Source organism: Priestia aryabhattai B8W22 (assembly GCF_000956595.1).
In the GTDB taxonomy this organism is placed as follows: domain Bacteria; phylum Bacillota; class Bacilli; order Bacillales; family Bacillaceae_H; genus Priestia; species Priestia aryabhattai.
This window is the reverse complement of the sequence record NZ_JYOO01000022.1, coordinates 55,100-67,981: the sequence shown is the minus strand read 5'-3', so window position 1 is coordinate 67,981 and position 12,882 is coordinate 55,100. Positions and strand designations below refer to the sequence as shown.

Below are 12,882 nucleotides of genomic sequence, written 5' to 3'. Positions count from 1 at the left end.
GCTATAAATGGAAAAGTTAAAAATACAAGGTGGCTTTACCTTAAGTGGATCCGTCCGCGTCAGTGGTGCTAAAAATAGTGCCGTTGCGCTTATTCCAGCAACAATTTTAGCCGAGTCACCTGTTACAATTGAAGGTCTGCCTGATATTTCAGACGTGCAGTTATTAGGGGATTTAGTTGAAGAAATTGGTGGGAAAGTAACCATTGATAACGACGAATTAACAGTAGATCCATCCGGAATGGTTGCAATGCCTTTACCGAACGGAAAAGTAAAAAAATTACGCGCTTCTTATTATTTAATGGGGGCGATGTTGGGACGCTTTAAAAAAGCGGTAGTTGGTCTTCCTGGAGGCTGTTACCTCGGTCCAAGACCAATCGATCAGCACATTAAAGGCTTTGAAGCTCTTGGTGCGAAAGTAACAAATGAGCAAGGAGCTATTTACATTCGAGCTGATGAACTGATTGGTGCTCGAATTTATTTAGACGTTGTGAGCGTAGGAGCAACAATCAATATCATGCTAGCTGCTGTGAGAGCAAAAGGGCGTACCGTTATCGAGAATGCTGCGAAAGAGCCAGAAATTATCGATGTAGCTACGTTACTGACAAGTATGGGTGCCCGCATTAAAGGTGCAGGGACGGACGTTATTCGAATTGATGGAGTAGATCAATTAAAAGGATGCCGTCATTCCATCATTCCAGACCGAATTGAAGCAGGGACGTATATGATTATGGGAGCGAGTATGGGAAAAGAAGTTGTTGTTGACAACGTTATCCCTCAGCACCTAGAGTCATTAACGGCTAAAATGCGTGAAATGGGTATTCATATCGAAACAAGCTCAGATCAGATTCTTGTAGCGACTCGTCAGCTGTTGAAGCCTGTAGATATTAAAACGTTAGTATATCCAGGTTTTCCAACTGATTTACAGCAGCCATTTACGACGCTTCTAACAAGAGCATCAGGTACAAGCGTTGTGACAGATACAATTTATGGTGCAAGGTTTAAGCATATTGACGAGCTGAGACGAATGAATGCATCTGTTAAGGTAGAAGGACGTTCTGCTATTATTAATGGTCCTATTCACTTACAAGGTGCACGTGTGAAAGCATCCGACCTACGAGCAGGCGCAGCCCTTGTAACCGCTGGCTTAATGGCTAAAGGGATTACAGAAGTAACGGGTTTAGAGCACATTGACCGAGGTTACAGCCATTTAGTAGACAAGCTATCGGATTTAGGGGCAATGATTTGGCGTGAAGAGATGACTCAAGAAGAAATTGAACAATTTCAAAATTCATAGAGACAAATTGCACAACAGTCATGAAAGCAAATTCTAGAAATGAGCCGTTTAATAAGCTACACAGGTGTAGGAACGTTCTTCTATGTCTGTGTAGCTTATATATTTATGAATAGGGTAAATAGATAAAAAGGGAAGCTAAAAGATAAATTTCACTTCTTATTTTAACGTCCAGTTTATTTCCTTTAATGTGAAATTATGAAAAGGTTTTCCTTGCTTCTCGTAAGCTATTAAATTTCCTTTTTTTTATTCATCTTCTAAAGTAAAAAAAGATTGATTAAAAAGATAGAAAAAGGTTAGAATATAAATTGCTACGTTAAATTTATCAAGATAATATAAATGGTTTTATGTCGGAATTATTCTTCTAAAAGTGTATGGTTAATCAATTGATTCTACTTATTATACTTCAAAGGTTATATTCTCCATTTTCACAGATTTATTCCATCCATATCATCTCTCAATTTTATATTTGAATTTAATATGGGAGGAACGGTTAAAAATTATTCATTATAAAGCGTGGTGTCCTAATGAACTTAACATTATCCAGTTTAGAAAATATGAAATTAAAAGAGCTATATGAACATGCTCGTGAGTATAAAGTTTCGTACTATAGTAAATTAACGAAAAAAGAACTTGTCTTTGCTATTTTAAAGGCTCAAGCTGAACAAGATGGGCTTTTATTTATGGAAGGCGTTCTTGAAATTATTCAGTCAGAAGGATTCGGTTTCTTACGACCAATTAACTATTCACCGAGTTCAGAAGATATTTATATCTCAGCTTCACAAATTCGTCGCTTCGATCTGCGTAATGGAGACAAGGTATCGGGGAAAGTTCGTCCTCCAAAAGAAAATGAGCGCTACTACGGATTATTACATGTAGAAGCAGTAAACGGAGAAGATCCAGAAACGTCAAAAGATCGCGTGCATTTTCCAGCGCTAACGCCGATTTATCCAAATGAGCAAATGCTGCTGGAAACTCAGCCAAGAAGTTTCTCGACGCGTATTATTGACTTGATTTCACCAATTGGATTTGGTCAAAGGGGACTAATTGTTGCGCCGCCAAAAGCAGGTAAAACGATGCTGTTAAAAGAAATTGCCAATAGCATCACAACGAATCATCCTGATGCCGAATTGATTGTTCTTCTTATTGATGAGCGTCCTGAGGAAGTAACGGACATTGAGCGTTCGGTTGACGGTGATGTTGTAAGTTCTACATTTGACGAAGTGCCAGAAAACCACATTAAAGTAGCGGAACTTGTCCTTGAACGTGCAATGAGACTTGTCGAACATAAAAAAGATGTTGTCATTTTAATGGATAGCATTACAAGACTTGCTCGTGCTTATAACTTAGTTATTCCACCGAGCGGTCGTACACTATCAGGGGGGATTGATCCAGCTGCTTTTCATCGTCCAAAACGATTCTTTGGAGCTGCGCGTAACATTGAAGATGGAGGCAGCTTAACCATTCTAGCAACAGCCTTAATTGATACAGGCTCTCGTATGGATGATGTTATTTATGAAGAATTTAAAGGTACGGGTAACATGGAACTGCATCTAGATCGTTCACTAGCTGAAAAACGTATCTTCCCTGCGATTGACATTCGTCGTTCAGGCACGCGTAAAGAAGAGCTGTTAATTCCAAAAGAGCATCTAGACCACTTATGGGCAATTCGTAAATCAATGGCAGATGCTCCTGATTTTGCAGAAAAATTCTTAAAACGTTTACGTCAAACAAAGACAAATGAAGAGTTCTTCTCGATGTTAACGGAAGAGAAAAAAACGCTTCTAGCAAATAAACGATAAGTTATAAAACATGTGGTTGCAAAAGCATACAACCCTTGTTATAATTTCATCATGTGTGTTGATAAAGTACACAGTGAAATAGTTATTATTTCATCACTATCTTTATCAATAAACTCTGTTTCAGAATGATTCAGGGCGGAAGGAGATGAAACGAATGAAAACAGGAATTCATCCAAACTATAAAACAGTTATGGTTAAATGTACTTGCGGAAACGAATTTGAAAGTGGTTCTGTAAAAGAAGAGATCCGCGTTGAGACTTGTTCTGAATGTCACCCATTCTACACTGGTCGTCAAAAATTCGCTGAAGCTGGTGGCCGTGTTGATCGCTTCAACAAAAAATACGGTCTTAAATAATCACATTGTCGAAACAAACAGGCAAGTAGCTTAACTTCTTGCCTGTTTTTTTGCTTATAAAAGTAGAAAATAGTATCTGCTTGATAAAAAAGTGGGTACTTTATCATAGGAATAAGATCTACATAGAAGACGTAGATTAAGTTAGTAGCGGTTCGCTCAGAAACGGAACGAGAAGAAGGGAGAGTCCCGCAGTGGTGTACGTAATGAAACAAAGCGGTTGGATAGAAGTAATTTGTGGCAGTATGTTTTCAGGGAAATCAGAAGAGTTGATTCGACGTGTGCGCCGTACGCAGTTTGCTAAACAAAAAGCACAAGTATTCAAGCCTGCAATTGATAATCGATATAGTGAAGAAGCTGTCGTTTCACATAATGGTACATCTGTTATGGCTTATTCAATCTCGGCATCGCGCGATATTTTAAAGCGAGTAAATGAAGAGACAGACGTAGTAGCGATAGACGAAGTACAGTTTTTTGACACAGATATTTTAGAAATTGTTCAATCTTTAGCAGATCAAGGCTTTCGTGTGATTGTAGCAGGGTTAGACCAAGACTTCAAAGGTGAACCTTTTGGACAAATGCCGCAGTTAATGGCTATTGCAGAATCGGTAACAAAGCTACAGGCCGTGTGCGCTTCATGTGGCTCTCCTGCGAGCCGTACGCAGCGTTTGATTAACGGTGAGCCTGCTTCTTATGACGACCCTATTATTTTAGTCGGTGCGTCTGAATCGTACGAACCAAGATGCCGTCATTGCCACGTTGTGCAAAAGTCAAAAGGACAAGCTGTGTCTGTGGACTCAAGCGAAATGGTCGAAAAATAAAGCAAGAATTTTATGATGATAAAAACAGAACGCGCAGTTCTGTTTTTTTGTTCATATACGTGTATTAACAAGGTTTTGACTCTATTTTAAAGCTATACTATAATTACAATGTTATGGATAAAGAATGAGGTGAATGACGTGTTTGATCGTTTAGAAGCGGTAGAGGCGCGCTATGAGAAGTTAAACGAACTTCTGAGTGACCCTGAGATCGTAAACAACCCCTCTAAGTTGAGAGAATATTCGAAGGAACAATCAGATATACAACAAACGGTAGCGGCTTATCAGGAATACAAAGATGTAAAAGAGCAGTTATCAGAAGCGAAAACGATGCTTGAAGATAAGCTTGATGCAGATATGCGCGACATGGTAAAAGAAGAAATTGCCGAGTTAGAAACGCAGCAAGAAGAGCTAGTTGAAAAGCTACGTATTTTATTAATTCCAAAAGATCCAAACGATGATAAAAACGTAATCATGGAGGTTCGCGGAGCGGCTGGTGGAGATGAAGCAGCATTATTTGCAGCTAATTTGTACCGCATGTATTCGCGCTTTGCTGAATCACAAGGCTGGAAAACAGAAGTAATGGAAGCAACGACTACTGGAGTAGGCGGTTATAAAGAAATTATCTTTATGATTAATGGTAAAGGTGCGTACTCAAAGATGAAATTTGAAAACGGTGCACACCGTGTTCAACGCGTTCCTGAAACAGAATCAGGCGGTCGTATTCATACATCTACAGCAACGGTAGCATGTCTTCCTGAAGCGGAAGAAGTTGAAGTGGACATTCATGAAAAAGACATCCGTGTAGATACATTTGCTTCAAGTGGACCTGGTGGCCAAAGTGTTAATACGACGATGTCGGCAGTTCGTTTAACACATTTACCAACGAATACAGTGGTATCATGTCAAGATGAAAAGTCTCAAATTAAAAATAAAGAAAAAAGCAATGAAAGTATTGCGTGCTCGCGTGTACGACAAATTCCAGCGAGAAGCACAAGCAGAGTACGATGCAACGCGCAAACAAGCAGTTGGATCAGGAGATCGCTCTGAGCGTATCCGTACGTATAACTTCCCGCAAAATCGCGTAACGGACCACCGTATTGGTCTGACGATTCAAAAGCTAGATCAAATCTTAGAAGGCAAGCTTGATGAAATCATCGATGCATTAGTAATGGAAGACCAAGCGCGCCGAATGGAAGATTCGAACTAATGAAAGTATTTGAAGCCCTTAAGTGGGCTTCTTCTTTTTTGAAAGAGGCAAAGCGAGATGAAAACGCGGGAGAACTCTTGCTTCGCCATCACTTACAGATGACGAGAACTCATTTGCTAGGTGCTCTGCAGGAAGAAATAGAAGAAGAAACGCTAAAAAGATTTGAACAAGATGTTCATGCTCATAAAGCAGGGGTGCCTGTACAATATCTCATCGGGACGGAAGAATTTTACGGACGTTCATTTATTGTAAACGAACATGTATTAATTCCAAGACCCGAAACAGAAGAGCTCGTATACGGAATGATTTCTCGAATAAAAAAAGAATTTCAACACCAGCCTATTGAGCTTGTCGATATCGGAACGGGAAGTGGAGCAATTGCTATCACTTTAGCGTTGGAGCTTGACAGCGTCAATGTTACAGCAACAGATATAGCTATAGAATCTCTAAATGTAGCCAAGCAAAATGCCCAAAACCTGGACGCTGCTGTCACGTTTATACAGGGAGATCTATTACAACCATTTCTATCATCGAATCAGAAATTTGATGTAATTGTGTCTAATCCGCCTTATATTCCAGCAGATGATGAATTATCCACAGTGGTAAAAGATCATGAGCCAAACCGAGCTCTTTTTGGTGGAAAAGATGGCCTGGATTTTTATCGACGTTTCATGGAAGAGTTGCCATATGTGACGAAGTCAAATAGTATTATTGGATTTGAAGTCGGGGCTGGACAGACAAAAGATGTAGCTAAGATGCTGCAGAAAACGTTTCCGAGGGCTTTTGTAGAATGTGTATATGATATTAACGGAAAAGATCGAATGGTTTTTGCACAACTTCGTGAGAACTAAAAAAATCAGAGGGAATGATTTTCCCTTTGATTTTTGAAAATGATGTATTTTTTTACTAAATTACTAGTTTAAGATATCTTGCTTTCGGCCATACTGTTCCTATGAAAGGGCGGTGGCCGAAATGAAGAAATATGCTATCATTTATTTTATTTTATTAATTATTGGAGCAAATGCTCAACTTATATATACACATAACCAAGTGCAGGCAGATCAGCCTGCAGTTATTCCAGACGAGGCAATTCGACTGCGTATTTTAGCGAACAGCGACGGTGAAAAAGATCAGTACGTAAAACGTCTGATTCGTGATCGTGTGAACGAACAAATTACAGAATGGGTAAAAGATTTAACATCTGTAACTGTAGCTCGAAAAACCATTAAAGAAAATTTGCCGACGCTTGAGACAATTGCGAAAGAAGTGCTAAAAGAAGAAGGCGTAAGTGAATCTGTTCACGTTAAATTCGGAAAAGTAGAGTTTCCTACTAAGTTATACGGTCAGTTTTTATATCCAGCAGGTGAGTATGAAGCCGTACTTATTACTCTTGGCAAAGGAGAAGGAGCAAACTGGTGGTGTGTACTATTTCCTCCTTTATGCTTCTTAGATTTTTCAAACGGTGAAGCGGTAAAAGCGCCAGAGCCATCTGAAGAACCAAAGGCAGAAAAAGAAAAACCAGCAGCTTCTGAATCAAAATCCGCAGACAAAACAGATGATGCATCGGCTGAAAGTAAAGAACCCGCCGTGAAAACAGAAATTCAATCTGCAACTATTACATCGGATTCTATTGAGCAGAAAGCTGAGGAACCTTCTCAACCAACAGCATCTTCTAAAGAAGCAGCTGCAAAAGATACAAGCGACACAATAAAAGAAGAAACAAGCGCTAAGGCTGAAAAAAAGGAAAGTAAGGAAGCTGAAAAGTCTGTTTCATCTAAGAAAAAAGCTGGTTCTAAATCAAAAGAAGATTCTGTAGAAGTTAAGTTTTTTGTAGTAGAATGGGTATCTTCAGTATTTAATTAATAGAATCATTAAAAATAAAATTCAGTTCTACTTTTTTTAACCATCTCATAGATTTGTTACTAGAAAACAAGTTGAGGTGATTAAAATGAGAGAACAATTAAAAATTGCCAGTGAAAATGATTATATTCGAATTCAGAAGTTTTTACAAAAAGCGGGCATTAGCACAGCAGGTGTAGAAGAGCATATTCATCAATTTGTCATCATGGAAAGTGAAGAAGGCGAGCTGTTAGCAACAGTTGGGTTTGAAAAAGAAGGTATGGATGGAATTCTTCGCTCCCTTGTCGTGTCACCTTCTTTGATGCAATCTGATATTCTGCTGCTATTTAAAAGTATCGTTCAGCTGGCTCAAAAGCATGGTGTGAAGCAACTATATTTACTAACAAATAAGGCATCCTCTCTGCATTTTTTTCAAATGATGAATTTTCAGCAAACATCTTATAGTGCTCTACCTGATTTGTTAAAAGAACATTCTTATTTAAAACAGTTACCAAATCCTAAGGATGTCTACGTGATGTTTTATGCAGCTAGTTAAAAGAAAATGTGGATAAATCATTTTAATGGGGTATCCACAATGTTATTCACAAAAACCTAAGCTTTATCCACATTTTGTGGATAAAGCTTGTTTGCTGATATAATGAATGCATGTATTTTACTGTTTTTAATACATATTGTACTTTTAAAGTAAAAAAAACCTAGATATAGAAAGAAAAAGGAGTTGAGGAAGATGGAAACTAAGTTATGGGTTGTGGATAATTTTACGAATGAAAAAGATATCTATCCACAGATAGAAGAAGCAGCAGATTTGCTGCGCAATCACGAAGTAGTTGCTTTTCCTACAGAGACGGTGTATGGATTAGGAGGAGATGCAACATCGGATAAAGCTGTGGATAAAATTTTTGCAGCGAAAGGACGTCCTAGTGATAATCCTCTTATTGTTCATATTGGCGATAAAGAGCAGCTGCATACATTTGTAGAGTCAATTCCTTCAAAAGCAGAGAAAGTGATTGATGCTTTTTGGCCAGGTCCTCTTACAGTGATATTACCTAAAAAAGATCAAGTTTCAGATAAGGTTACGGCTGGTTTAAACAGCATTGCAGTGAGAATGCCATCACATCCGGTAGCTCTTGCATTATTGAAAAAAGTTGCTTTGCCTATCGCAGCTCCTAGTGCAAACCTCTCCGGCAAGCCAAGCCCCACTTTAGCTCGCCATGTGATGAATGATTTAGAAGGGCGTATTAGCGGAGTTTTAGACGGAGGAGCGACAGGGGTAGGAGTAGAGTCAACTGTCCTTGATTGTACTGAAGAGATTCCTATTATTTTACGTCCAGGCGGCATTACTCAGAAAGAGTTGGAAAATGTAATTGGTCCCGTAAAAGTAGATCGAGCGTTAATAAGTGATAAAGAAGCGCCAAAATCTCCAGGTATGAAATATACGCATTACGCACCTGATGCACCGCTTGTCATTGTTGACGGCAGTTCAGATTTTTTTCAATCTATTATTGATCACTATAAAGATCAGGGTAAGCGAGTAGGGGTATTAACGACATCTGAACATGAAAATGTGTATAAAGCGGATGCCGTCATTACATGTGGATCTCGCTCGAATTTAGAGACGGTTGCTACCCACTTATATGAGTCTCTTCGTTCATTTAATGAGTGCGATGTAGATATTATCGTTAGTGAAAGTTTTTCTGAAGAAGGAGTCGGTCATGCCGTTATGAATCGATTAATGAAAGCTGCAGGGCATCACGTGATTAAGCAATAAAATTCATCTTCTAAACCTTTTCGAATGTGCATATTTTGAAATAGGAGCACGTCCGAGGAGGGTAAAGATGAATGTATCTCAGTTAATTAGTGAAATGATTACGTTAGTCATTATGGCGTTTGCCTTAGGAATGGATGCTTTCTCAGTTGGTTTGGGAATGGGATTAATTCGTTTACGCTTTCGCCAAATTTTCTACATTGGTGTTGTTATCGGTATATTTCATATTTGGATGCCGCTGTTAGGCATGTTTATTGGACGACTTTTGTCTGATAAACTTGGGATGTTTGCTACCTATGGCGGTGGAATTTTATTGCTGATTCTTGGGGCACAGATGATTTATTCCTCCTTTAAGCATGACGATACGCCGTTTATTAAACCAGTTGGCTTTGGACTGTTATTTTTTGCGCTCAGCGTGAGTCTAGATAGTTTTTCTGTTGGACTTAGCTTAGGTATTTTTGGAGCAAGAACGTTTTTGACCATTATTGTTTTTGGCGTAGTGAGTATGCTATTAACTTGGTTAGGACTGCTGCTAGGCAGAAGAGTACAAGGCTGGCTTGGTTCATATAGTGAGGCACTGGGAGGGAGCATTTTATTAGCTTTTGGAATCAAATTGTTATTACCTTTTTAACTATATAAATAGGTAAAGGATCATGACCATGCAGGTTATGGTCTTTTTTTGCTTCTTTTAGATTACAGTGATAAAAGAAGGAAAGTGAAGGTGTTTTTTCGAGATAAATAAAGAGAATATGGATAAAAAATACCCAAAAAAGCTAACTGGATTTATGCAAGCAATAGAGATACAATAGGGTGGAATATCAACATAGTCGCACATAGTGAAAGCAAGGGAGGATGTATCTTGAAAAACATCTTATTTGTATGTACAGGAAACACGTGCCGCAGCCCTATGGCAGAAGCGTTGCTGAAAGCTAAAAAAATAGATGGAATAAACGTGAAGTCTGCAGGAGTATTTGCTTCAAATGGAAGTGAAGCTTCTGTCCATGCACAAGTTGCCCTTCAACAGAAAGGCATAGCTTGTTCTCATGCTTCGGCAGCATTAACGGAAGAACAATTGATGTGGGCTACTTATATTTTTACGATGACGGAGCAGCATAAAATGCTGATTTTGAACCAGGCTCCATACGTAAGTGATAAATTATTTACGCTAAAAGAATTTGCCGACGAACAAGGTGGAGTATCTGATCCCTTTGGCGGATCATTACAGACTTACGAACAGACTTTAGAAGAGTTAGAGCGTATGATTAACAAAATAGTCGACAAATTATAAAAGGTCCCATAAATTTTTGCAGACTTAAAATGAACAAAAATTTAATAGAAGACGAAGGTATGTATGAGGAGGAAACAAAGATGAAAGTAGCTATTGCATCTGACCACGGTGGTATAAATTTACGACAGGAAATTATCTCTTTAATGAAAGAATTAAATATTGAATATGTGGATTTAGGGTGTGAATGCTCAGCGTCTGTAGACTATCCGGATTATGCACTTCCTGTTGCTCAAAAAGTGGCGAGCCAAGAAGTAAGTCGTGGCATTCTTATTTGTGGAACAGGCATCGGTATGAGCATAGCAGCTAATAAAGTAAAGGGAATTCGCTGCGCTCTCGTGCATGATACGTTCAGTGCAAAAGCCACAAGAGAACACAATGATAGCAACATTTTAGCAATGGGCGAACGCGTCATTGGGCCGGGACTTGCACGTGAAATTGCGAAAATTTGGTTAATGACAGAATTTGAAGGCGGACGACATGAAAATCGCGTCAATAAAATTAAACAGTATGAGCAGCAAAACGATGCAACAGTAACGGTATAATGTGAACGTATTCAATGAAAGAAAGGAAGAAAAACGTGTCTGAACTTACGAAATGGAAAGAGCAGTTGGAAACAGTTTTATCTGATTTTTCAGCACAAGTGCAGTTATCTTCAGAACATACACTTGTCATTGGATGCAGTACAAGCGAGGTAATTGGTGAAAAAATAGGAACCGCCGGCGCAATGGAAGTCGCAGAAATGATCTTTGATACACTAGCAGATTTTCGAAAGGAAACGGGTGTCCACTTAGCATTTCAATGCTGTGAACATCTTAATCGAGCACTGGTAGTAGAAAGAGAATTAGCTCGTAAAGAGCGGTTAGAAATCGTTAGTGTTGTTCCTATTCATAAAGCAGGTGGAGCGATGGCTACACAGGCCTATGGCAAGCTTAAAGATCCTGTTTTAGTAGAGTTTATTAAAGCTGATGCTGGGATTGATATGGGAGATACATTCATTGGTATGCATTTAAAGCATGTCGCAGTACCCGTTCGTTGTACGTTGAACGCAGTTGGACACGCTCATGTTACTTTAGCAAAGACGCGTCCGAAACTAATTGGTGGAATGAGAGCGTTTTACGAACTTTCGTAATTAAATATATTAAAATAATACACATTTTTTCTTTTTTATTCTAAATAAATCATGTTACAATGTAGTTGAATTAACAAATAACGAACATTGCGAATACGAAATGAGGAGAGGATTTTGATGGAGAAACAACTAATGCAACAAGATCCAGCAGTTTATAATGCGATCAAGGATGAATTACAAAGACAACGTACTAAGATTGAGCTAATTGCTTCAGAAAACTTTGTAACAACAGCGGTAATGGAAGCACAAGGTTCAGTTTTAACAAATAAATATGCTGAAGGCTATCCAGCTAAACGTTACTACGGCGGTTGTGAACACGTGGACGTAGTAGAAGACTTAGCTCGTGATCGTGCAAAAGAAATTTTCGGAGCAGAGCATGTGAACGTTCAACCTCACTCAGGTGCACAAGCAAACATGGCTGTATACTTCACTGTTTTAGAAGCTGGAGACACAGTACTAGGTATGAATTTATCGCACGGCGGTCACTTAACGCACGGAAGTCCTGTTAACTTTAGTGGTGTTCAGTACAATTTCATCGAATATGGTGTAGATCGTGAAACACATCGTATTAATTACGACGACGTATTAGAAAAAGCTCGTACGCACAAACCAAAATTAATTGTGGCTGGTGCAAGCGCATATCCACGCGCAATTGACTTCAAGCGTTTCCGTGAAATCGCTGATGAAGTAGGCGCTTATTTAATGGTAGACATGGCTCACATTGCTGGTCTAGTAGCTGCAGGGCTTCATCAAAATCCTGTGCCACATGCTCATTTCGTTACAACTACAACACATAAAACACTACGCGGACCACGCGGCGGTATGATTTTATGTAAAGAAGAATTTGCGAAAAAGATTGATAAGTCAATCTTCCCTGGTATTCAAGGTGGTCCATTGATGCACGTTATCGCTGCAAAAGCAGTAGCATTTGGTGAAGCATTACAAGATGAGTTTAAGCACTATGCTCAAAATATCATCGACAATGCTAATCGTTTAGCAGAAGGATTAAAGAAAGAAGGATTTGCTCTTGTATCTGAAGGAACAGACAATCACCTTGTGTTAATCGACGTAAGCTCAATGAATTTGACAGGTAAAGTAGCTGAAAAAGCGCTTGATGATGTAGGTATTACAACAAACAAAAATACAATTCCTTATGATGAGCAAAGCCCATTTGTAACAAGCGGTATCCGTATTGGTACAGCTGCGGTTACAACTCGCGGATTTGGCTTAGAAGAGATGGATGAAATTGCTTCTATCATTGGATTAACGCTTAAAAATATTGAAGATGAAGAAAAACTAGCTGAAGCTAAAACACGCGTTGAAGCTTTAACAAGCAAGTTTGAAATGTATAAATCACTTTAAGAGAG

The 12,882-nt window shown here is 38.9% G+C and carries 13 protein-coding genes and 1 pseudogene; all 14 read left to right on the top strand.

Annotation, left to right across the window (positions count from 1 at the left end; all coding sequences use genetic code 11):
• Nucleotides 1-7 precede the first annotated feature (7 nt).
• Nucleotides 8-1,294, top strand: coding sequence for a UDP-N-acetylglucosamine 1-carboxyvinyltransferase (locus N178_RS17320; protein WP_028411974.1), 1,287 nt, complete (start codon nucleotides 8-10; stop codon nucleotides 1,292-1,294).
• A gap of 524 nt (nucleotides 1,295-1,818) precedes the next feature.
• Nucleotides 1,819-3,093: a transcription termination factor Rho gene (gene rho, locus N178_RS17315; protein WP_013059823.1), complete on the top strand. Its 1,275-nt coding sequence runs from the start codon at nucleotides 1,819-1,821 to the stop codon at nucleotides 3,091-3,093.
• Between the two features lie 154 nt (nucleotides 3,094-3,247).
• Nucleotides 3,248-3,448 carry a 50S ribosomal protein L31 gene (gene rpmE, locus N178_RS17310; RefSeq protein ID WP_013085477.1) on the top strand — a complete coding sequence of 67 codons (201 nt, stop codon included), beginning with the start codon at nucleotides 3,248-3,250 and terminating at the stop codon, nucleotides 3,446-3,448.
• A 203-nt stretch (nucleotides 3,449-3,651) separates the two neighbouring features.
• Nucleotides 3,652-4,266 (top strand): thymidine kinase, encoded by a 615-nt coding sequence (locus N178_RS17305; RefSeq protein WP_153252841.1) that lies wholly within the window; start codon nucleotides 3,652-3,654, stop codon nucleotides 4,264-4,266.
• A gap of 138 nt (nucleotides 4,267-4,404) precedes the next feature.
• Nucleotides 4,405-5,473: pseudogene (gene prfA / locus N178_RS17300) on the top strand (peptide chain release factor 1).
• Complete coding sequence (gene prmC, locus N178_RS17295; RefSeq protein ID WP_045293791.1) at nucleotides 5,473-6,324, top strand: peptide chain release factor N(5)-glutamine methyltransferase; 852 nt, start codon at nucleotides 5,473-5,475, stop codon at nucleotides 6,322-6,324. Before prfA ends, prmC begins: the two are co-directional and overlap by 1 nt.
• Nucleotides 6,325-6,445: 121 nt before the next feature.
• Entirely contained in the window at nucleotides 6,446-7,336 is an 891-nt protein-coding gene (gene spoIIR, locus N178_RS17290) for a stage II sporulation protein R (protein ID WP_045293790.1), read from the top strand.
• An 85-nt stretch (nucleotides 7,337-7,421) separates the two neighbouring features.
• Nucleotides 7,422-7,868 (top strand): GNAT family N-acetyltransferase, encoded by a 447-nt coding sequence (locus N178_RS17285; protein ID WP_033580397.1) that lies wholly within the window; start codon nucleotides 7,422-7,424, stop codon nucleotides 7,866-7,868.
• A 192-nt stretch (nucleotides 7,869-8,060) separates the two neighbouring features.
• Nucleotides 8,061-9,101, top strand: a complete 1,041-nt coding sequence (locus N178_RS17280) for an L-threonylcarbamoyladenylate synthase (RefSeq protein WP_045293789.1) — start codon at nucleotides 8,061-8,063, stop codon at nucleotides 9,099-9,101.
• A 67-nt stretch (nucleotides 9,102-9,168) separates the two neighbouring features.
• A complete protein-coding gene (locus N178_RS17275; protein ID WP_028411979.1) occupies nucleotides 9,169-9,729 on the top strand; it encodes a manganese efflux pump MntP in 561 nt (186 codons plus the stop codon).
• Nucleotides 9,730-9,957: 228 nt separating this feature from the next.
• The gene (locus N178_RS17270) at nucleotides 9,958-10,386 is read left to right on the top strand and encodes a low molecular weight protein arginine phosphatase (RefSeq protein WP_045293788.1); all 429 of its coding nucleotides are present in this window, start codon (nucleotides 9,958-9,960) and stop codon (nucleotides 10,384-10,386) included.
• Nucleotides 10,387-10,466: 80 nt separating this feature from the next.
• Nucleotides 10,467-10,928, top strand: coding sequence for a ribose 5-phosphate isomerase B (gene rpiB, locus N178_RS17265; RefSeq protein ID WP_045293787.1), 462 nt, complete (start codon nucleotides 10,467-10,469; stop codon nucleotides 10,926-10,928).
• A 14-nt stretch (nucleotides 10,929-10,942) separates the two neighbouring features.
• Nucleotides 10,943-11,515, top strand: coding sequence for a TIGR01440 family protein (locus N178_RS17260; RefSeq protein ID WP_045293786.1), 573 nt, complete (start codon nucleotides 10,943-10,945; stop codon nucleotides 11,513-11,515).
• Between the two features lie 117 nt (nucleotides 11,516-11,632).
• Nucleotides 11,633-12,877 carry a serine hydroxymethyltransferase gene (locus N178_RS17255; protein WP_013059811.1) on the top strand — a complete coding sequence of 415 codons (1,245 nt, stop codon included), beginning with the start codon at nucleotides 11,633-11,635 and terminating at the stop codon, nucleotides 12,875-12,877.
• Nucleotides 12,878-12,882 lie beyond the last annotated feature (5 nt).